General features: G+C 73.5%; 13 protein-coding genes. 8 read left to right on the forward strand and 5 right to left on the reverse strand.

From position 1 onward, the window contains the following. Positions 1 to 98: 98 nt before the first annotated feature. The 3 genes from O0S08_RS22425 to O0S08_RS22435 form a co-directional block, all read right to left on the reverse strand. A complete protein-coding gene (locus tag O0S08_RS22425; protein WP_269041253.1) occupies positions 99 to 1,100 on the reverse strand; it encodes a DUF4215 domain-containing protein in 1,002 nt (333 codons plus the stop codon). Between the two features lie 209 nt (positions 1,101 to 1,309). Beyond that, a complete protein-coding gene (gene rlmKL / locus O0S08_RS22430; RefSeq protein WP_269041254.1) occupies positions 1,310 to 3,502 on the reverse strand; it encodes a bifunctional 23S rRNA (guanine(2069)-N(7))-methyltransferase RlmK/23S rRNA (guanine(2445)-N(2))-methyltransferase RlmL in 2,193 nt (730 codons plus the stop codon). A 132-nt stretch (positions 3,503 to 3,634) separates the two neighbouring features. Then, the gene (locus O0S08_RS22435) at positions 3,635 to 5,482 is read right to left on the reverse strand and encodes a SpoIID/LytB domain-containing protein (RefSeq protein ID WP_269041256.1); all 1,848 of its coding nucleotides are present in this window, start codon (positions 5,480 to 5,482) and stop codon (positions 3,635 to 3,637) included. Between the two features lie 282 nt (positions 5,483 to 5,764). Between O0S08_RS22435 and O0S08_RS22440 the strand changes: the two genes are divergently transcribed. The 4 genes from O0S08_RS22440 to O0S08_RS22455 all read left to right on the forward strand — a co-directional run bounded on the left by O0S08_RS22440 (position 5,765) and on the right by O0S08_RS22455 (position 14,667). Beyond that, positions 5,765 to 9,058 (forward strand): FG-GAP repeat domain-containing protein, encoded by a 3,294-nt coding sequence (locus tag O0S08_RS22440; protein ID WP_269041257.1) that lies wholly within the window; start codon positions 5,765 to 5,767, stop codon positions 9,056 to 9,058. Further along, positions 9,055 to 10,149 carry a hypothetical protein gene (locus O0S08_RS22445; protein ID WP_269041258.1) on the forward strand — a complete coding sequence of 365 codons (1,095 nt, stop codon included), beginning with the start codon at positions 9,055 to 9,057 and terminating at the stop codon, positions 10,147 to 10,149. The genes O0S08_RS22440 and O0S08_RS22445 overlap by 4 nt, the downstream gene beginning before the upstream one ends. A 268-nt stretch (positions 10,150 to 10,417) precedes the next feature. Continuing rightward, positions 10,418 to 13,597, forward strand: a complete 3,180-nt coding sequence (locus O0S08_RS22450; RefSeq protein ID WP_269041259.1) for an FG-GAP repeat domain-containing protein — start codon at positions 10,418 to 10,420, stop codon at positions 13,595 to 13,597. Next, positions 13,594 to 14,667: a hypothetical protein gene (locus tag O0S08_RS22455; protein WP_269041260.1), complete on the forward strand. Its 1,074-nt coding sequence runs from the start codon at positions 13,594 to 13,596 to the stop codon at positions 14,665 to 14,667. Before O0S08_RS22450 ends, O0S08_RS22455 begins: the two co-directional genes overlap by 4 nt. Positions 14,668 to 14,806: 139 nt before the next feature. On the opposite strand, the gene O0S08_RS22460 is transcribed toward O0S08_RS22455, so the two are convergent. Together O0S08_RS22460 and O0S08_RS22465 are read right to left on the reverse strand one after the other, a co-directional pair. Next, complete coding sequence (locus O0S08_RS22460; protein ID WP_269041261.1) at positions 14,807 to 15,379, reverse strand: hypothetical protein; 573 nt, start codon at positions 15,377 to 15,379, stop codon at positions 14,807 to 14,809. A gap of 79 nt (positions 15,380 to 15,458) precedes the next feature. Then, positions 15,459 to 16,148, reverse strand: a complete 690-nt coding sequence (locus O0S08_RS22465; RefSeq protein WP_269041262.1) for a Bax inhibitor-1/YccA family protein — start codon at positions 16,146 to 16,148, stop codon at positions 15,459 to 15,461. A 95-nt stretch (positions 16,149 to 16,243) separates the two neighbouring features. On the opposite strand from O0S08_RS22465, the gene O0S08_RS22470 reads away from it, so the two are divergent. From O0S08_RS22470 to aspS, 4 genes are all read left to right on the forward strand, one after another. Further along, complete coding sequence (locus O0S08_RS22470) at positions 16,244 to 16,843, forward strand: hypothetical protein (protein WP_269041263.1); 600 nt, start codon at positions 16,244 to 16,246, stop codon at positions 16,841 to 16,843. 475 nt (positions 16,844 to 17,318) lie between these two features. Beyond that, positions 17,319 to 18,053 carry a phosphoadenylyl-sulfate reductase gene (locus O0S08_RS22475; protein WP_269041264.1) on the forward strand — a complete coding sequence of 245 codons (735 nt, stop codon included), beginning with the start codon at positions 17,319 to 17,321 and terminating at the stop codon, positions 18,051 to 18,053. 85 nt (positions 18,054 to 18,138) lie between these two features. Continuing rightward, positions 18,139 to 19,035 (forward strand): metallophosphoesterase family protein, encoded by an 897-nt coding sequence (locus tag O0S08_RS22480; RefSeq protein ID WP_269041265.1) that lies wholly within the window; start codon positions 18,139 to 18,141, stop codon positions 19,033 to 19,035. Between the two features lie 28 nt (positions 19,036 to 19,063). After that, the gene (gene aspS / locus O0S08_RS22485; RefSeq protein ID WP_269041266.1) at positions 19,064 to 20,872 is read left to right on the forward strand and encodes an aspartate--tRNA ligase; all 1,809 of its coding nucleotides are present in this window, start codon (positions 19,064 to 19,066) and stop codon (positions 20,870 to 20,872) included. The last annotated feature ends 2 nt before the right edge of the window (positions 20,873 to 20,874 follow it).

Here is a 20,874-nt window from a genome sequence, read left to right on the forward strand (position 1 = left end):
GCCGGGGCGTCGGCAGCGCTCGCCGCGGGCGCGTGCGTCCACTTCCGTGTCGGCGTCGGGGCGTCGGCGGGGAGACGCCCGCGCGTGGATCTCCGCGCTCAGCCGACGACCACGGTCAGCGTCACCGACTCGAGCGTGCCCTTGTCGGCGAACGCCGAGTCGCCGGCGCAGAAGCGCCAGGTGCCCTCGGACGGCTCGCCGGTGAAGTCGCCGAAGTCCTCGCCGGGGCCGGCGCCGGGGCTCGGCGCGTACTCGCAGACCCCGTCGTCGCGGCACACCGCCTGGTCGATCCCGAGAGAGTGCCCCATCAGTTCGGCGTCCGTCCCGTCGTTGCGGAACGCCACCGGCCACACCGGGTCGATGTCCGAGTTCTCGGTGCTGTCGGACATCCCGTCGTCGGCCGCCTCCGCGCCGCCGGGCAGGCTCATCAGCGTCAGCACCGTGCCCTTGGGGCTCCACAGCTTGAACACGAGGTCGCCGACGTGCGGGTGCTGGGCCCCGATCTTCATCCGCACGTCGTGCACCACCCCCACCTTGGCGATCGGCAGGTCGACGCACGCCATCGAGCTCTGGGTCCCGTCGTACAGGTCGCTCGGGATCATCAGTGCGAGGTCCTCGAGCACGACCTCGGTGTCCTCGCCCTGGCTCTCGAACTGACAGTCGGGGTCGCAGCCGTCGCCGGGGAACAGGTTGCCGTCGTCGCACTGCTCGACGTCGTCGCGCACCAGCCCGTCGCCGCAGGCCGCGAGCTCGCAGGCCAGGGTGCACGCGGCGTCGTCGGCGTTGGCGGCCCCGAGGTCGCACTCCTCCTCGCCCTCGACGATGCCGTTGCCGCACATGTCCGAAGGGCCAGATCCCGTCGTCGTCGTCGCGTCGGTGGTCGTCGGCAGCGCCGCGGTCGTGTCGCCCGTCGTCGTCGTCGGGGCGGCGCCCGACTCGCTGCCGCCCGTCTCGCTGCCGCCCGTGGTCGCCTCGCCCGCGCTCGTGCTCGCCGACGTCGCGCCGCTCGCCGACATGCCCACGCTCAGCCCCGTGTCGGCCGGATCGTCGCCGCAAGCCGGAAGCACCCCCAGGAACGCCACGAACACGCGCCATCGCATGCCGCGGCCTATGGCACAGCCGCGGCGCCGTGCCAAGCGTGGCTGTCCCCGCTCGTGACAACCTTCACGCCGCCGCGCAGTGAACCTCTCCAGGCGAGCGGGCGGACGTCAATGCTCCGCCGTGGTCCTCGCCGCCTTTCCGAAAGGACAGCTTCGCCTCGATCCACCACACCCCGAACTCACCCCGCGGCCGACGCCTCGCGTGCGCCTCAGCGCCGGGCGGTGATCCGGTAGCACTTGTGGATCTTCGGGCTGCGCGCGAAGTCCTTCGGGATCGTCGTCGCCGACAGGTCCTCGATCTCGAGGTCCGCGAGCTGCTCGCGGTCGAGGCGGAAGCGGCGGTAGTTGGTCGAGAAGATCAGGACCCCGTCGCGCTCGAGCAGGCGGACCGCGGCGCGGATCAGCTCCACGTGATCGCGCTGCACGTCGAGCACGCCCTCCATCTTCTTCGAGTTCGAGAACGTCGGCGGGTCGAGGAAGATGGCGCCGTAGCGGCGCAGCTCGCGGGCCATGAACTCGCGGCACTCGGCCTCGACCACCCGGTGCTGCGGCCCGCGCAGGCCGTTGAGCTCGAGGTTGCGGCGGGCCCACGCGCAGTACGTGCTCGACAGGTCGACCGTCGTCGTCGACAGCGCCCCGCCCTTGCCGGCGTAGACCGACGCAGTGCCCGTGTACGCGAACAGGTTGAGGAAGCGCTTGCCGCGGGCCACCTGGCCGACCAGCGCGCGCGTGTCGCGATGGTCGAGGAACAGCCCGGTGTCGAGGTAGTCGGTAAGGTTGACGAGGAAGCGACCGGGCCCTTCGCGCACCTCGAGCATCTCGCCGGCGTCATCGCGGCGGCCGTATTGCCCGCCGCCCTTGGCCCGCTCGCGCCGCTTGCAGACCACCTGCGCCGCCGGGATCTGGAGCGCGTCCGGGATCACGCGCAGCGCCTCGCGCAGGCGCGCCGCGGCCCGCACCGGATCGATCTCGGCCGGCGCCGCGTACTCCTGCACCAGCGCCCAGTCGCGGTAGAGGTCGACCGCCACCGCGTACTCCGGGATGTCGGAGTCGTAGATCCGGTAGGCCTCGATCCCGTGGCGCGCGGCCCAGCTGCCGAGCTGCTTGCGGTTCTTCCGCAGCCGGTTGAACAGCGCCTCGCCGCCCTCGCTGCGGGTGTGCTTGCGCGGCGGCGGGGCCTCGCGCGGGATCTCGAAGCGCAGCAGGTTGACCGGGATCGCCCCGTTGTAGAGCACGTGGCGCCGCTCCGCCCGCAGCCCGATCGCGTGCCCGAGCTCGAGGTCGGGCGCCAGGATCACCGCCTTCCACCCGCCGAAGTGGTCCCGCAGGCGCTCGCCGAGCAGCTCGTACAGCGCCGGCATGTCGGCGCGGACCCCGAGGCGCTCGCCGTAGGGCGGGTTGGTGGCGACCAGCCCGGTGGCCTCTCCGACATGTCCCGAAGGACCTGTCTCCGGGGCCACGAGCTCGGCGAGCTCGCGCCGCTCGACGCGGATCCGGCCGCCGAGCCCCGCCCGCGCCGCGTTGGCGATCGCCGCCTTGACCGCCGCTGCCTCGCCGTCGTAGCCGAAGATCGGCGGCACCTTGTGGATCCCGATCGCCGCCCGCGCCCGCGCCTCGGTCAGCAGCTCGGTCCACAGCGCCGGCTGGTGGCCGCGCCAGCCGAGCAGGCCGAAGTACTCGCGCCCGAGCCCCGGCGCGCGGTCGCAGGCGATGTGCGCCGCCTCGATCAGGAGCGTGCCCGAGCCGCACATCGGATCGACCAGCGGCGCGCCCGCGGCCGCCAGCGCCGGCCAGCCCGCGCGCATCAGCATCCCGGCCGCCAGGTTCTCCTTGATCGGCGCCTCGACCCCTTCCTCGCGGTAGCCGCGGCGGTGCAGGCCCTCGCCGGCGAGGTCGATCGAGATCACCGCCTCGTCATGGGGTGTCTCTTGGAACATGCCCTTGATGCCATGTCCCGTCGGCTTGCGCAGGTGCACGCCGACGCGCACGTCGGGCCGGCGGACCGCGACGTCGGGGCGGATCCCGGCCTTCGCGTTGAACTGGTCGACGATCGCGTCCTTGACCCGCTGCGCGCCGAAGCGGGTGTGCACGATCCCCGCGTTGGCGCCGGTGAAGTCGACCGCCAGCGTCCCGCGCGCCGACATGTGCTGGCGCCAGTCGATCTTCTGCACCGTCGTGTAGAGCTCGTCGGCGTCGCGCGCCGGGCCCGTCCCGATCTCGAGCAGCACTCGACCCGCCAGCCGCGACCACAAGCACGCGCGGTAGCCGATCACCAGCGGCCCGCGGAAGTACACGCCGGCCGGCTGGAGCCGGATCGCCGTCGCACCGAGCGCGCGAAGCTCGTCGGCGAGCAGCTCGAGGAGGCCTTGCGGAGCGCTGGCGAAGAAGTTGTGATCGTTCACGTGGCGCCCGGGCTATAGCGACTTTCGCGCGCGCACGCGAGTCCGCCGGCGCGTGCGTCGACTTGCGCCGGGCGAGCGAGCTGACCCCACGGACATCCGCAGCGGTGCGCCGTCTGCGGCGTGGGCCTCTGCTCACGCCGAATGGCGGCGGCGACGGGCGCCGACGAGCGCCAGCAGGCTCCACAGACCTGGCGCCAGCCAGCCGTGCGAGCTCGGGTCGATGCGGCAGACGCCGTCCTGGCCGTAGCCCGGCGGCAGCGCGGCGCCGCCGGCCGAGCTCGGGCCCTCGCTGCCGGTCGACGACGACGACTCGTCGCCGCCGCCGGGGCTCCCGTCGGTGGTCGGCACCTCGCCCGCGCTCTCGTCCCCGCCCGTCCCCGTGCTGCCCCCGGTGTCCCCGCCGGTCCCGCTCTCGGTCGGGCACAGCGGGTCCGCCGGATCGCCGCCGGGCGGGCACTGCGGGTCGTCGAGCAGGTACACCGCCGCACCTGTCCCCTGGACCATGAACGGCGCCGGCCACACATCTGTCCCTTGGGGCATGGCCATCAGGTCAGCCGGCTGGATCGTCTGCGCCGTCGCGGCGTCGAACTGCCACGCGGCCGCGACCTCCGCGCTGGCGATCCTGCGGCGGAACCCGGCGTCGACCAGCCACAGCGTCGGATCGCCGGCGACCTGGACCAGCGCCGGCGCGCCGGCGATCGCCTGCCACTCGGGGATCGCGTTCAGCGTCGCGTCGTCGACCTTCGCCAGCTGCCACAGCGTCGACAGCGACCACGCCTCCAGCGCCGCCGGATCGGGCACGTGGCGGCGGACGCCTGGCGGCAGCGGCGGCGGCGGGCAGGCGAACTGGACCGGGCTGCCGTCCAGCTGCGTCGGCCCGTCGCCGCCGAGGTCGACCCCGTAGACGTAGAGCGGGTGCGACGCGTCGTCGAGCAGACTGCGCGGCAGCTCGAGCGAGAACCCGTGAGCGCACGAGCCGAGCTGCTGGCACAGGTCGTCGCGCTGTTGATCCGCGGTCACGGTCACCTCGATCGCGTTGGGATCGCCGTGCGGCGCCATGAAGCTGACGATCACCTCGACCGGCGTGTCCTTCTGATCCGGGTCCCACGCCCAGCCCTGGATCCCCGCCGCGCAGTCGGCCGCGTCGAGCGTACCCGCGGCCGGCTGGTTCGGCGGCACCACGCACGCTCCTTGCGCCTGCAAGATCTCGATGTCGTCACCGTAGTAGAAGCGGAGGATGTCGGCGACCCCATAGCCCTTGGTGTTCTCGAGGCAGCGCGCGCCCCACTGCGACATGCAGCCGCGGTTCTGCCCGTAGCCGCTCGAGTTGACGTCCTCCGGGAACACGAACCCGAGCTCGGTCTGGTCGACGTCGTAGACCGTCTTGCCCTCGTTGAAGGTCACCCACTTCTCGGTCGCCGACACCGTCCCGTTGGCCGTGTCGATGCAGCTCGCCGGCTGCTGGCTGTCGCCGGCGACGTAGAAGGCGTAGGTCAGCCAGTCGTTGTACGACAGGTACTGCCCGGCCGTCGCCGCGACCGCGTCGTAGGCGGCCTGCTTCGGCTCGGCCCCGCAGCCGTACACCTGGCAGCCCTGGCCGTCGCAGATCTGGCCGTCGTTGAACATCGCGTAGTAGGCCACCGAGCGGGCCGCGATCGCCTGGGCCTTGAGCGCCTCGAGGTTGGCCCCGCCGTTCTCGCAGGTGATCACGTGCGGCAGGTAGTCGGTCTCGGTCGCGCGGGCCACTCCCTCGACCACGATCTCGCAGTACGCCTGGGCCAGCGGCGTCGGCACGGCCGCCAGCGGCTCGGGCAGCGGCGAGCCCTTGTCGAGCGGCGGCTTCATCCCGCGCGGCTCCCCTGGCCGATCCGACAGGTCCGAAAGGCCATCCACAGCCCCGCCCTGCTCCACCTCCGCGTCCGGCCGCGCGGGATCACAGGCCGAGAGCGACACCAGCACGACGAGCGCGGCGCGGGTCATGACAAGAACCTCCACCCGTCATCATGCCCTGGGCACTTTCGCGCTACAAGTGAACTCGAGGTTCGCCCAGGGTCCTGCCCGATGGCCCGCGCGGGTGTCCCCGCAAACCCCGCACCTCGGTATCCGTGGGGCTTTTCGGCCGTCGGGCGCGATTCGTGAATTCTGGCGCCACGTCCCGGGGCTCGCGGATCACGCGTCGGCTGCACAGGGCACGCGCGTCGTCGGGCCGTGACAGCGGCGGGAATGCTCGGCCCGCGCTACGGTTCTCCTGTCGCTGACTTCATGGCTGCGAACCGCCGCGCCCGACGCGTGACATCGCCGTGGCTCCCGCTCGTGGGCGCGCTGGGGCTCGGCGCGCTCGCGCTGGCCTGTGAACCGGCCGATCCCTGCGCGCGCACCGGGGTCGGCGTCCTCTGCTTCGACCTCCCCGGCGCTCGCACCTACACCTGGGGTCTGCCGACGGGCGTCGTCGGCGTCGCCGATCTCGACGCCGACGGGCACCCCGATCTCGTCGGCACCGGCGACGCCCGCGGCGCTGTCGGCGTGGTGTGGGGCCGCGCGAAGTCGAATGCCTCTCGGGACATGTTCGATGGGACAGCCACGAGCTGGTCGATCGGCGCGGGCACGCAGGGCCTGGCGATCGCCGATCTCGACGGCGACGGGCGGCTCGACGTCGCCACCGCCCTGCCCCAGAGCGGCGAGATCGCGGTGCTGCGCGGCCGGGGCGGGCGCGTCCTGGCCGAGCCCGAGCGGATCGCCGTCGGCCTCGGCCCGCGCCGGATCGTCGCCCTCGATTTCGACGCCGCCGGCCCGCCCGAGCTCGTGGTCGTCAACGAGACCGACGGCACCGTCACGATCCTCCGCCACCTCGTCGCCGATCCTCCGGTGAGCGTCGGCGCCGGCGCGCGCGACGTCGCCGGCGCCGATCTCGACGGCGACGGCGACCTCGATCTCGCCGTCGCAGTCGCCGAGGAGGGCGCGATCCAGGTCCTGCTCGGCGACGGGCGCGGCGGCTTCGAGCTCGGCGCGCGCCACCCCGTCGGCCTCGCGCCCACCACCGTCGTCGCCGCCGACCTCGACGCCGACGGCGCGGTCGACCTCGCCACCCTCGACGTCCTCGACGACGCAGTCACGATCCTCCTCGGCGACGGCCAGGCCCGCCTGCGCGCGCGCGCCCGCTGGCCGGTCGAGGCCGATCCGATCGCGCTCGCAGTGGCGCCCGGCGACGACGGTGCGCCTGACCTTTACGTCCTGTCCGAAAAGACAGCGAACGTCCAGCGCGTCGATCCGCGGCGCGGCGTCGATCGACTCGGCACCGTCACCGAACGCCCGACTCGGCTGCTCGTCGGCGACCTGCACGGCGACGGCCGCGACGCGCTCCTCTACCTCGACCGCAGCAACGGCCTCGGCGAGTTCACCTCGGACACCGGCCTGCGCGTCGATCGCCTGTGGCAGCGCCAGCCCACCGGCACCGCCTTCCCCGTCGACCTCGACGCCGACGGCGTCGACGAGCTGCTCATCGATCTCGACGAGCAGCCCGAGATCGATCCGCCGCAGCCCGATCCGTCGCAGTCCGAGCCCGATCCGTCGCAGCCGCGGCCGCGCGTCCTCGCCGTCGCCCGCGGTGCGGCGTCGCTCGACCTGGCGCTCGATTCGGGCCTCCCGGACCGTCTGCAGGGGGCCACCGCCGCCGACTTCGACGGTGACGGTCGCAACGACCTGATGGTGTGGAGCAGGCGCGAGCTCTCCATCCTCGTCGCTCGTCCCGACGGCAGCTTCGCCCCCGGCGTGCCCGGCCTGGAGGTCGGCGAGGCCCGGTATTACGCCGTCGTCCGCGGCGCCGATCGGGCCCGCCTGGTGTTCGCCACCACCAACGCGCTCGTCGTCGTGGGCCTGGGGCCGGACGGCGCCCCGGCGGTCGAGGCCCCGATCACCCTCGACCGCTTCGTGTCCGGCCTGTCCACCGTCGACCTCGAGGGCGACGGCCGCATCGACCTCGTCGTCCACCTGTCGGACTCGCTGGTCGTCTTCGAGGACCTCCAGCTCGATGCGCCGCGGAGCATCGACCGGCCGGAGCTCGCGGGCGGCGGCGCCCTCCTTCTCGTCGCCGGCGACGGCGACGGGCGCGACGCGCTCGTCTGCGCCGACCAGGGGCTCGTGCACGTCGCCGACCTGTTCGGCCCCGAGCCGGGCCCCGCCACTGTGCTCGATCCGGAGGAGTGCGAGCGCCTCGCGGCCTTCGACCTCGACGCCGACGGTCGCCGCACCGAGGTCATCAGCCTGCGCGGCGACAGCCAGGTCGACGGGGTCCAGCGCGTCGTCCTCACGCCCTGGCACCGCGACGATCACGAGTGGCGCTCGCTCGCCCCCCGGGCGGTGGCCAGCGTCGGCGGGCCGCGGTGGATCGGCCGCGGCGGCGGCCGGCTGGCCCTGCTGCGCGAGGAGGCCACCGGCGAGCTCGTCGCCGAGGACATGTCCCTCGGGCCAGCTCTCGGCGCGCGTCCGCGGACGCGCTTCGGCTACCCCTTCACTCCGAGCCTCGGCGACTTCGACGGCGACGGCACGCTCGACCTGTTCGTCCACTCCGGCACGTACGGCGGGCCCAGCGTGGAGGGCTTCGCCTTCGGCGACGGCGACGGCGGCTTCGGCCCGACCGAGCTGCGCCGCCAGACCGTGAACGGGGCCACGGTGGAGCAGGCCGCCGTCCTCCAGCTCGACGACGATCCTGCCGACGAGCTCGTGCTGGTCCTCGGTTCGCCCGCCGGAGGGAGCAACACCGTCGTGCGGCTCGACCTCGAGGACGGCGAGCGGCGGCCGCGGCCGCTCGTCCGCTTCCCCGCCGGCGCCAACGTCAACCTCCTCACCGGTGACTTCGACGGCGACGGCCGCAGCGACCTCCTCGCCTACAGCTTCGGCTCGGCGCCGCTCGCCGGACAGCCTGTCGGTCCCGCGCCGGGCCTGGCCGGCACCACCTACCGGACCGCGTTCCTCCGCCGCGTCGACGACGGCCTCGCCGACGCTCGCTGGGGCGAGGTCGGGTTCAGCTACGCGGCGTGGGGCGGCCTCCAGCGCGCCGATCTCGACGGCGACGGCCGCCTCGACCTCCTCGCCGTCAGCGGCAGCCTGGAGGTGGCCGCGGGCCTCGGCGACGCGCGCTTCGCTCCGGGGCGCCTGTGGAGCCTCCTTGGCCCCAACGACTTCGCCGTCGGCGATCTCGATCGCGACGGCCGCCCCGAGATGGCCGCCGTCATCTTCAACTACGAGAGCCCAATCAAGGAGCGGCTCGTCCTGCTCCGCGGCGGCGCGACGGCGGGCTCCTTGCAGCCGATCTTCGACGGCGGCCGCAGCGTCGACCTCGGGGACCTCGACGGCGACGGCGAGCTCGAGCTGCTGGTGCTCGGCTCCGACGGCGCCTTCCACGTCGGCCAGCGCGGCGGCGCCGGCTTCCGCTTCGACCGCTACCCGCTGCCGGGAGTCTACGGTGCCTTGCGCGCCCGCGACGTCGACGGCGACGGCCGGCGCGACATCACCTTCATCGGCAGCGGCGCCGTGACCCTCGTGAGGCAAGTGCAGTGATCGCTCCCCGCCTCCTTCTCTTGCTCGCGGCCCTGGCCGCCTGCGACGCCTTGCCCGAGCCGCGCTTCGAGGGGAAGCACATCCGCCTCGGCACCAGCCCCGGCCTCGAGCCGTGCGCCGGCAACCTCGCGCACATGGACCAGTTCGTCGCCCGCATGGCCGCCGAGATGGGCGTCGCGGCGCCGACCGGCGACGACCGCTTCACCTTCTACTGGCTCACCCACGACGACTACCTCGCGCACTCCCCGTGTCCCCGCGAGGTCACCGCCTGCACCGTCGTCGACACCATCTACTCGCACGCCGCGATGCTCGACCACGAGCTCGTGCACCTGTTCGCCTACGACTCGTCGAGCTTCTTCGGCGAGGGCTTCGCCGTCGCCTACGAGGGCCTCGACGGCCTCATACTCGACCACGGAGAGGCCCCACCGCCGGCGGGGCGCCGCGACGTCTGGTCCTCGATGCTCTCGGTGCTGTGGTTCGGCGTCAACTACGACACCGCCGGGGCGTTCGTCGCCGACCTCCTCGATCGCCACGGCCTGCCGGCCGTCCAGGCCGCCCTGCCCAAGCTTCCCCTGGTCCCCTCGCGGGCCGGCATCGACCGGATCTTCCGCGACGAGTTCGGGGTCCCGCTCGCCGACAGCGTCGCTGCTTTCACGGCCGAGCGGGAGAGCTGCCCGAAGGTCGCCTACGATCGCAAGCTCATGGAGTGCGACGCCCCGCGGATCGCCTGGGACGGCGCCCGCCACGCCGAGTACCGTCGCCTCGCCGCCGACGAGCCCGACGCGATCGGCCCGTTCGGGTCCGACGGCCTGCTCGTCCTCCGCAGCGTCGACATCCCGGCCGACGGTGCGTACGAGCTCGAGATCGTCGTCGACCCGCGCGCCGACAACCCCGTCATCTTCGCCGAACCCACGCTGTCCCTGGTCGGTTGCGGCCGCTGCGACGACCCGCCCGCGGCGTTCGCCACCACCTCCCGCCGGCGCGTCGAGCTGCGCGCCGGTCGGTACTCGCTGCGGCTGCACGGCTCGACGCGCGCCGACACCCGCGTCGCCTGGTCCATCACCCGCGTCGACGACCCGACCCCGCGCTGACCGTCCGGGTACCTATCCCCATGGACATGTCCGAAGGGCCATCTCACGCCTGCACCCGCGCGCCAACGCGCATGCGAGTCCGCGCGCCGAGCCCTCGCCTCGCCGGGCGCATCGCGGCGAACACCGGCGAAACCTCGCCCTCTGCGCGCGGCAGCCCTTCGAGGCCGCGAACAGCTCCCCGTCGCGAGCGGCGAGCCTCGCGCCGCCCGGTCGTGGTCCGACCGTGGTCCGAGCCGGCGCTTTACAACCCGCCCCCGCTGGTGGTCTCGTGGTGCTCGGGTTGATGCGCCCCTCGGTCCTCGTGTGGTTCGGCCTCGCCGCGTGCGTCGGCGCGACGGCCTGCACGCGCGACCCCGACTGCGACGGCGGCCACCCGCTGTTCGGCGGCCGCTGCCTCGACCTCGCCGGCTCCGTGGCCTCGCGCTGGGGCTTCGCCCCCGAGGCGGTGCACGTCGCCGACCTCGACGCCGACGGCGCCGCCGACCTGATCGCCGCCAGCCCGGCCGCCGGCGCGGTGACCGTCGTCTGGGGCGGAAAGGACATGTCCTCGGGGACAGCCACGACCTGGTCGGTGGCCGCCGCGATCGACGGCCTCGCGGTCGTCGACCTCGACGGCGACGGCCGCCTCGACGTCGTCACCGCCGCCCCCGAAGACGACGCCCTCGCCGTCCTGCGCAACCGCGGCGCCCGCGAGCTCGCGCCCGCCGAGCTGCTCCCCACGCTCTTGCCCGGGCCCACCGCCCCGCGCGCGGTCGACCTCGACGGTCACGGCGCGCCCGAGCTCGTGACCCTGCACCGCGACGACCACAGCCTCGCCGTCCTGGGCGCCGACAAGCCGCTGATCGCCCTCGAGGTCGGCCTCGGTCCGGTCGCCCTCGCCGACGGCGACTTCGACGGCGACGGCCGGCGCGACCTCGCAGTCGCCCTCGCGGAGGAGGCGGCGGTCCAGCTGGTGCGCGGCGACGGTGCCGGCGGCCTCGAGCTCGGCCCGCGTCACCCCGTCGGCGTCGCCCCGTTCGCGGTCGTCGCCGGCGACTTCGACGGCGACGGCGCCCAGGACCTCGCCACCGCCGACGCCCTCGCCGACGCCGTCAGCGTCCTCTACGGCGACGGCGCCGGCCGCCTGCGCGCGCGCACCACCTGGCCCACCGACCCCGATCCGCGGGCCCTGGTCGCCGTCGACGGCGGACCCGAAGGACATGTCCTTTACGTCCTGTCCTATCAGACATCCACCCTGCAGCGCCTGGACCTGCGGCGGGGCGTCGATCAGGTCGGGGCCACGCGCGAGCGCGCCGCGGCGCTGGCCGCCGGCGACCTCGACGGCGACGGCCGGCCCGAGCTCGTGTTCGCCAGCCGGTCCGCGCGCGAGCTCGGGCGGGCCGTCCCGGACGCGCCCGGCTTCTCGCTCGCGCCGCGGTGGGAGACCGGCCCGGCCCGACGCGCCTTCCCGCTCGACCTCGACGACGACGGCCACGACGAGATCGCGGTCGTCCCCGCCGACGCCGAGGACGCGGTCGTCGACCTCGATCGCACCGCCACGCTGCAGCTGTGGCGCGGCGACGTCGGCGAGGTCACCGACATCGACCTCTCGCCCCTGCCGCGCGTCGACGCGGTCGTCGTCGCCGAGCTCGACGACCTCCCCGGCCGCGAGCTGGTCGCCTGGTCGTACGGCAAGCTCGTGATCCTCGCCGAGGACGGCGACGGCTGGGCCCCCGGCGAGCTGCTCGAGGTGCCCGGCCTCGCCTCCGTCCTCGTCGTCGATCGCGACCGCGACGGCCGCCAGGAGCTCCTGCTGCGGCGCAGCTTCGTGTCGGGCAGCCGGCTCGATCACGTCGAGCTCGCCGGCGACGGCACCCTGCGCGAGCTCGCCTCGCGCGAGTTCGACGGCGGCCTCGGTCCGGTCGCCCCCGTCGACCTCGGCGGCGCCGCTCCGCAGGCCCTCCTGCTGGTCGCCGGCAATCAATTGCGGCTCGACGACGGCGGCGACGAGCCGCGGACGATCGCCCTCGACGGCGTCGGCGCGGTCGTCGAGTTCGCCCTCCACGACCTCGACGACGACGGCCGCCTCGACGCCATCCTCTGCACCGGCGTCGGCATGCTGCGGGTCGACGACCTGCTCGGCGAGTCCCCGGGCGAGCCGACCCGCATCGACGACAACGGCTGCAGCCAGCTCGATCTGCACGACTTCGACGGCGACGAGCGGCTCGACATCCTCGCCGAGCGCAGCGACAGCAGCGGCGGCGCCACCCGCAACACCTTGACCCTGTGGCTGCGCAGCGAGACCGGCGGCTGGACCCGGCTGGCCAGCCAGAGCCTCCCGGCCAGCGCCGGTCGCACCCGCGTCGTCCGCCTCGACGACGACAGCTGGCTCGATCTGCTGGTCGACGAGATCGATCAGCCGGCCCGCGTCTACGACATGTCCTTCGGGACAGCCATCGCCGACGAGCCGGTCTTCACCGGCGACCTCGGCTACCGCTTCACCGACCTCGACGGCGACGGCGCCCTCGACCTCCTCGGCCTCGGGCGCGGCCTCGCGGTGGCCCACGGCGACGGCCAGGGCGGCTTCTCGCCGGTGCAGCAGCGCGCCCTGGGCGACCTCTTGCCCGGCGCCGAGCGGATCTGGAGCGCGGCAGTCGACGACCTCGATCACGACGGCGACGCCGAGATGATCGTCGTCGCCCAGCGGGCCGAGGGCTGGCGCTCCGACCTCCGCGTCCTCGATCTCGGACGCGCCGCCGCCCCGGACGACCCGCCGCCGCTCGAGTTGCCGCGCGTGTTCACCCAGCTCGCCCTCGCCGACGTCGACGGCGATCGGGCCCTCGATCTGTTCGCCTGGGGCGGCGTGCCCGATCCGCAGTACGCCCTGCTGCGCGGCGACGGCCGCGGCCATTTCGCCGACCCGACCTGGACCCCGATCGCCCTCGAGGGCACCGCCCCCAACGTCCGCCCGATCGACCTCGACGGCGACGGCCGCCTCGACCTGCTCGCCCACCAGAGCGACGGACTCGTCCTCCACCGCGGCCTCGGCGACGGTCGCTTCGCCGCGCCCAGCCTGTGGAACGCGCTGCGCAGCGGCGGCTTCGCCGGCGTCGCCGACCTCGACCGCGACGGCCTGCGCGACCTCGCCATGCTCGTGAGCGGCGGCCTCGTCGCCCTCCACGGCCGGACCGGCGGATCCGCCTCGCGGCCGGCCGTCCTGTTCGCCGACGCCAGCGCCGGCGCGGTCGTCGATCTCGACGGCGACGGTCAGCTCGAGATCCTCGCCGGCACCGGCGACGCCTTGCACATCGGCCGCCGCGACCTCGACGGTCGCACCTCCTTCGTGCGCCACGACCTCGAGCGCGGCGGCCTGTCCGGCATCCTCACCGCCGACTTCGACGGCGACGGTCTGCTCGACCTCGGCCTGCGCAGCGGCGCCGGCGTCACCGTCGTCAGGCAGCGTCCATGACTCGCACCGTCCTCCTCGCCGCCGCCCTCGGCCTCGCCTGCGACCCCTTGCCGCCGGTGCGTCACGAGGGCGTGCACGTGCGCGTCGCCCCCGATCCCGGCCTCGAGCTGTGCGGCGGCACCCTCGCGCACATGGACGACTTCGTCGCCCGCGTGTCCGCCGAGTTCGGCGTCGACCCGCCGACCGGCGACGATCGCTTCACCTACTACTGGCTCGATCCCGAGGACTTCGGCCGGCGCACCCCGTGCCCCGACGCAGTCGCCGGCTGCGCCGTCTACGACGGCGTCTACTCCAAGGTCGCCCCGCTCGATCACGAGCTCGTGCACAGCGTCTCCTTCGCCTACGGCGTCGGCCCCCAGATCTTCGTCGAGGGTCTCGCGCGCGCCTACGAGGGCCTCGAGGCCTGGCGGTCGCCGCAGCCGGAGCGCCCGCGCGACGTGTGGAAGTTCGTGGGCAGCAACTGGATCGCCCCGCTCGACTACGACGTCGCCGGCGCCTTCACCAGCTGGCTGATCGCCCGCTTCGGCCTCGACGAGTTCCTCTCGATGTACGCCGGCCTCGGCCTGGTCGCGCGCGAGGGCGCCATCGATCGCGCCTTCGAGAGACACTTCGACGTCGGCCTCGACCGCGCCATCGACGACTTCACCGCCGACGGCGACTGCCTGCACGAGCACGCCGATCCCAAGCTCAGCGAGTGCGGCGCCCCCGAGGTCGCGTGGGACGGCGAGTACGTCGCCGAGTATCGCCGCCTCGCCTGCGATCAGGACGACGCCGTCGGCCCCTACTACGGCGGCGACGTCGTCGTCATGCGCAGCCTCGTCGTCCCGGTCGAGGCGACCTACGACATCGCAGTCATCACCGACGACCCTGCCCTCGCGCCGGCGCTGGCGATCTCGCTGTTCCCGTGCAGCCAGTGCGGCACCGACCTCGCGGTCACGGTCACCGCCGGCGAGCGCATCACCGCCCGACTCGGGGCCGGTCGTTACTCGTTGCGCCTGCACGGAACGGCGCGCCGCGAGGCGCGGATCGGCTGGGCCCTCACGCGACGCCGCGACGACGGCCCGCATTGACGCCGCTGCGCCTCGCCCGGCCTCGATTCCCGCCCGCATGGACGCCGCCGCGTCGACGCCGAGCGCTCCACGGACGAAGCGCGCGGTGCCACGGCGACGACTGCCCGCAGCGCGTCTCACCGCGGCGAATCGCTGCGCGTCACGAAGGCTTCAGCGCCTTGCCTGCGCGCTCCGCCTCCTTGAGCTCGGCCCGGGTCGGCGCGCCCGTCTTCTTCGCGCAGGTGTCGATCAGCTCCTGCGCGCGCTCGCGGGCGACGCCCGGCGCGGCCTCGCGGAACGCGTGCGTCTGACAGGCGGCGAAGCGGAGGTTGTTCTGGGCGACGCAGAACTCCTGCGCCGGGTCGAGGTCGACCCCCTTCATCACCGCCCACTTCTCGGACTCCGCCACGTCCCCCCTGAGGCGCTCGTCGACGAAGGCGTCGTAGGCCGCGCGCATCTCGGTGCAGGCGGTCTTGATGTCGGCCGGCAGCGACTCGGGCACCGTCGCCGCCCTGTCGATGTCGGCCTCGATCGCCTTCGAGCGCTCGGCCTCGACCTTCTCTTTCAAGCGGCGCATGTCCTCGCCGGCCTTCCTCGCGCTCTCGGCCGGGTCGCTCTGGTTCTCGAACGCCGCGGCGATGCTCTTCGCTTGCCCGCCGGGCTTGCCGTCGCCGCAGGCGAGCAGGAGCGGCGCGCACAGCAGCGTCAACGGGTGCAGTCGTACAGGTACCATCGTGGCCTCCGGGATCGTTGCAAGCGCAACCATGCCAGGGGCCGGCGGCCCGGGCCAGCGACGGGGCGTGGCGCCCGTCTCACTGCCCTGCGGTGATCTGCAGCGTGGCCAGCGTCAGGTTGACGTAGTCCAGGTACAGCTTGAGCGCCCCGACCACCGCCAGGTTCTCGCGGCTGCCGTGCGTCCGGTACATCTGCTTGACGCGCTGGCCGTCGTAGGCCACAAAGCCGGCGAACACGACCGCCAGCAGCGTCTGCAGCAGCACGTGCAGGCCCGGCTGGCGCAGCGCCGCCGCGTCGAGGAACATCGCCACCAGCGCCCCGATCAGCGCCGTCGCCAGGGCCGCGCCCCACGGGCTGAGGTCGCGGCGGCTGTAGTAACCGATGAGCGACCCGCCGACGAACACGCCCGCGGCCACCCCGGCGGCCGTGCCGACCTGCTCCGCGGACACCGCCGTCGCCGAGCCCAGCCATGCGAGCGCCGCCCCGAGCAGCACCGAGAACGTGAGGAACGCGACGCGGGCGAGCGTCGGCGGCAGCCGGTGGAGGCGCGCGCCGATCACCAGCACCGCGACGGCCAGACCGGGCCAGAACAGCACCCGCAGCTCGCTCGCCCGGGCCAGCTCCAGGCGGGGCTCGCTGCCCAGCGCGACCGCCGTGACGGCGCTCAGGCCGACGCCGGCGGCCATCCACGCGTAGACCGAATGCATGAATCGGCCCACGCCGGCGTGCAGGTCGATGCCCAGGGGATCGCGGAGGCGCTCCGACATCGGCCCATCTGGCCACAACGGCCCCCCCTCGTCAACGCTGCGCTGCGGCCGACCTCGCCATGGCGCGGCCCCGGCGGCGCGGGCACACTGCGGACATGCCCCACCGCTCCCGCGTGTCCCGCGTGCCCCGCGTGCCCCGCGTGCCCGCGACCGGCCTCGGCCTCGCCCTCGGTCTCGCTCTGGCCGCCTGCAACGCCAACCGCGTCACCATCGGCGGCGGGCCCAGCTACCGCTACCCGCACCAGGAGGCGTACGGCCGGACGATGACCTGTCCCCAATCACGCCTGCCGCCCCTGCGCGACGGCGGCGTCTCGCCGGACGCCGCTCGCTGCTCGTTCGCCGACGCCCAGGGATCGCGCGTCGTCCACGTCGGCGGCAAGGTCCTGACCGAGGCCGAGGACACCTCCGAGCCCGGCACCGGCGTCGCCGACGTCGAGGTCGGGATCCACCGCCTCGCCGGCGTCTCGCTCAACCTCGACAACCCCGGCCCGCAGATCGCCCACGCGCGCACCGACGCCCAGGGCCGCTACAGCGTCTCCGGCACCTTCCCGCCCGGCAACTACGCCGCCATCGCCCGCCAGCCGCAGGACCAGCGCTTCCTCGCCTACCGCATGTTCATCGTCGCCGAGGGCGCGATCGGCCGCATCGACGGCATCATGATCACCATCCCGCTCGACAAGCGCCTCGGCCCCTGAGCCGGCCCGCCGGACCGCGAGCCGGCCGCGGCCCGTTCGCCTCGACTGTCCTTCGAGACCTGTCCCGAAGGCCATCTACGAGCCCTCGCCGACGAACCCGCTCCCGTGGCGCACGAGCAGGCGCCGCCCGTGCATCCCCCTCGTGGTCTGTCTGTTCGGGCATGTCCGAAGAGCCACCTCGGTCTTCGGCCCCGCGCGGGCGTGACCGAGCGCGGTCGGGATCTGCGTGTCCTCGCCCACTTCTCTGGAGGCCGGCTGCGCTCACCCGCGGCGAACGAGCTCGTCAGCCCCGCTGACGCCGTTTGCGGGCCTCGCGCTCGTTCGCTCGCCGCCGGCGACCGCGGCAAAAACCCGTCCTCCAGGCGGCCAACTCGTCCTCGGCGGCCCCGTCGAGGGCGAATTGCCGGCGAAGCGTGACGATCACCATCCCGCCCGAACGGCAGTTCGCGCCGCGATCGGTGCTACAACCCCTCCTGTGACTGAACGCGGATCCGACCCCGGCAACGCCGGCTTCGCGCCCGAGACCGAGCGCCTCGCCGAGCAGTCGGCCGCGCTCGAGGGCCAGTCGGCCGAGGCCATCCTCGCCTGGGTGTTCCAGCACTGGGCCGGGCGGCGGATCGGCCTCAGCTCCGCCTTCGGGCCCGAGGGTTGCGCCCTGATCCACCTCGCGCGGCGGATCCGGCCCGACGTCCCGGTCTACACCATCGACACCGGCTACCTGTTCCCCGAGACCCTCGCAGTGCGCGAGGCCTTCCGGGCCCAGGGCGCCGACATCCGCGTCGTCGAGCCGCTCGTCACCATCCGGGCCCAGGCCGAGCGCCACGGCCCCGACCTGTTCGCCCGCGATCCCGACGCCTGCTGCCACCTCCGCAAGGTCGAGCCGATGCGCCGCGTCCTCGACCAGCTCGACGTGTGGATCACCGCCATCCGCCGCGATCAGGCCGCCACGCGCGCCGGCACCCCGATCCTCGGCACCGCCCGGCGCGAAGACGGCAGCCTCGTCGTCAAGGTCGCGCCGCTGGTCGCCTGGACCCGCAAGGACACCTGGCGCTACCTCCTCGACCACGAGGTCCCCTACAACGCCCTGCTCGACGCCGGCTACACCAGCATCGGCTGCGAGCCGTGCACCGCCCGGCCGCCGGGCGACGACGAGCGCGGCGGCCGCTGGTCCGGCACCGGCAAGACGGAGTGCGGCATCCACCACCTTTAGCCTGTCCTTTCGGGCATGCCCGTTCGAACCTGTCCCGAACGACCTGCACGATCGCACCTGTCCTTACCGACCTGCCCTCATCACCATGCCCCTGCGCTTCGTCCACTGCTCCGACATCCACCTGCTCGAGCTGGCGGGCACCACCCCGCAGCGGTTCTTCAACAAGCGGCTGACCGGCGGCGTCAACCTCCTGCTCAACCGCAGCCGCAAGTACGACGGCGGCATGTTCCAGAAGATCGTCGCCGCGGCCCACGCGCACGAGGCCCAGCGGCTGGTGATCACCGGCGACCTGACCAACCTCGCGCTCGAGTCCGAGTTCGAGCACGTCAAGCGCCACCTGGAGGCGGCGGGCATGCCGGTCACCGTCATCCCGGGCAACCACGACGCCTACACCCGCGGCTCGGCGCGCGCGCACCGGTTCGAGCACTACATGTCCGCGTTCATGGACGGCGAGCGCGAGCCGGGCAGCGACTACCCGTTCGTCCAGCGGCTCGGCGACGTCGCCCTCGTCGGCCTGTCGACCGCGATCCCGTCGCTCCCGCTCTACGCCGTCGGCCGCGTCGGCGACGAGCAGCTGGCCCGCCTCGGCCGGTTCTTGGCCCGGCTCGGCGCCGAGGGCCTGTCGCGGGTGGTCCTCATCCATCACCCGGTGGTGCGCGGCGTGGCCAAGCCGCGCCACGACCTGCTCGACCTCGACGCCTTCGGGCGGGTGATCGCCGAGCACGGCGCGGAGCTCATCCTCCACGGCCACGAGCACCGGCGCCTCGAGGGCGCGCTGCCCGGCCCGGGCGGGGTCCAGGTCCCGGTCCACGGCGTCGGCTCCGGCACGTATCTGTCACAAAAGCCAGGTCGTCACGGCGCCTACGCCCTGTACACCGTTCGACCCGGCGGCGTGACGCGCACCTACCACCGCTGGGACGGCCGCGGCTTCGTCGCGGACGAGGCGGAGCCGCCGGTCCTCGCCGGAACCGGCTCGCACTGACCGCGAACATCGTCTACATTCCCGGGCCATGTCCACCTTGCTCGAACACGGCCGCACCCACGACTGCGGCAGCTTGCGCGCCGCCGACGTCGGCGCCACCGTGGTCCTCTTCGGATGGGTCCACCGCCGCCGCGACCTCGGCGCCCGGATCTTCGTCCAGCTCCGTGATCGCTTCGGCGTCACCCAGGTCGTGTTCGGCAAGGACCTCGACGCCGACGCCTACGAGGCCGCCACCGGCCTGCGCGGCGAGTTCTGCGTCGCCGTCAAGGGCGCCGTGATCGCCCGCGGCGACAACGCCAACGCCGCCATGGCCACCGGCGAGATCGAGGTCAACGCCACCGAGCTGCAGGTCTTCTCGCCGGCCGACATCCTGCCCTTCAACGTCGCCGACGACGACAAGCTCGACGCCAGCGAGGCCCTGCGGCTCAAGCACCGCTACCTCGACCTGCGCCGGCCCAGCCTGCAGAAGAACTTCGTCGTCCGCTCGCGCCTGGCCACGCTCACCCGCATCACCCTCGCCGAGCAGGGCTTCCTCGAGCTCGAGACGCCCTACATGGTGAAGTACACCCCGGGCGGCGCGCGCAACTTCCTCGTGCCCAGCCGGCTCAACCCCGGGATGTTCTACGCCCTGGCCGAGTCGCCGCAGATCTTCAAGCAGCTGTTCATGGTCGCGGGCATGGACAAGTACTTCCAGATCTGCCGCTGCTTCCGCGACGAGGACCTGCGCAACGATCGCCAGCCCGAGTTCACCCAGATCGACGTGGAGATCAGCTTCGCCACGCCCGAGCGGGTGTTCGCCCCGATCGAGCGCCTGATGCGGCGCGCCTGGAGCGAGATCCTCGGCGTCACCCTGCCCGACCCGTTCCCGCGCATGACCTGGGCCGAGGCGATGGGCCGCTACGGCAGCGACAAGCCCGACCTCCGCTTCGGCCTCGAGTTCGTCGACATCACCGACCCGGCCCACCGCTCGGGCGCCAAGATCTTCGAGTCGGCCAAGCTGGTGAAGGCGATCGTGGTGCCCGCGGCCCACGCCGAGCCGCTGTCGCGCGGCCGCATCGACAAGCTGACCGAGCTGGTCAAAAAGCGCGAGTCGGGCGGCGCCAAGGGCCTCGCGTGGGCCAAGGTGCAGGAGGGCGGCTCGTGGAGCTCGCCGCTCACCAAGTTCATCACGCCCGAGTTCCAGGCCGAGATCAGCGCCCGCGCCGGCGCCGAGACGGGCAGCGTGATCCTCATCGTCGCCGACGAGCCGCACACCGTCCACGCCGCGCTCAACGCCCTGCGGCTCGAGCTGCGCGACAGCCTCGACCTCGTCAAGCACTCGGCCTCCGACCCGTGGCGGTTCCTCTGGGTCACCGACTTCCCGCTGTTCGAGAAGAGCGAGCGCGGCTACGTCAGCGCCCACCACCCGTTCACCTCGCCGCGCCTCGACCAGCTCCCGCTGCTCGACTCGGACCCGAGCCAGGTGCTCGCGCAGGCCTACGACCTCGTGCTCAACGGCAACGAGGTCGGCGGCGGCTCGATCCGTATCCACCAGTCGGACGTGCAGGCCAAGATCTTCCAGGCGCTCGGCCTGTCCGAGGCGCAGATCCAGCAGAAGTTCGGCTTCCTGCTCGACGCCTTCCGCTACGGCCCGCCGCCCCACGGCGGCATCGCCCTCGGCCTCGACCGCCTCAGCATGTTGATGTGCGGCGCCCAGAGCCTGCGCGACGTCATCGCCTTCCCCAAGACGCAGAAGGGCACCGACCTCATGACCGGCTGCCCGAGCGGGGCCGACGACGCCCAGCTGGCCGAGCTCTACATCCGCCACCGCGACCTGCCCGCCACCCCCGAGAGCTGAGC

Origin of the sequence: Nannocystis punicea (assembly GCF_026965555.1) — a bacterium.
Taxonomy (GTDB): Bacteria; Myxococcota_A; Polyangia; order Nannocystales; family Nannocystaceae; genus Nannocystis; species Nannocystis punicea.

What these genes read in the sequence shown, in the direction of transcription:
- O0S08_RS22425 (WP_269041253.1), bottom strand. Translation starts at nt 1,100, where the DNA reads ATGCGATGGCGCGTGTTCGTGGCGTTCCTGGGGGTGCTTCCGGCTTGC.
- O0S08_RS22435 (WP_269041256.1), bottom strand. Translation starts at nt 5,482, where the DNA reads ATGACCCGCGCCGCGCTCGTCGTGCTGGTGTCGCTCTCGGCCTGTGAT.
- O0S08_RS22470 (WP_269041263.1), top strand. Translation starts at nt 16,244, where the DNA reads ATGCCCCACCGCTCCCGCGTGTCCCGCGTGCCCCGCGTGCCCCGCGTG.
- O0S08_RS22480 (WP_269041265.1), top strand. Translation starts at nt 18,139, where the DNA reads ATGCCCCTGCGCTTCGTCCACTGCTCCGACATCCACCTGCTCGAGCTG.
- O0S08_RS22455 (WP_269041260.1), top strand. Translation starts at nt 13,594, where the DNA reads ATGACTCGCACCGTCCTCCTCGCCGCCGCCCTCGGCCTCGCCTGCGAC.
- O0S08_RS22460 (WP_269041261.1), bottom strand. Translation starts at nt 15,379, where the DNA reads ATGGTACCTGTACGACTGCACCCGTTGACGCTGCTGTGCGCGCCGCTC.
- O0S08_RS22440 (WP_269041257.1), top strand. Translation starts at nt 5,765, where the DNA reads ATGGCTGCGAACCGCCGCGCCCGACGCGTGACATCGCCGTGGCTCCCG.
- aspS (WP_269041266.1), top strand. Translation starts at nt 19,064, where the DNA reads ATGTCCACCTTGCTCGAACACGGCCGCACCCACGACTGCGGCAGCTTG.
- O0S08_RS22465 (WP_269041262.1), bottom strand. Translation starts at nt 16,148, where the DNA reads ATGTCGGAGCGCCTCCGCGATCCCCTGGGCATCGACCTGCACGCCGGC.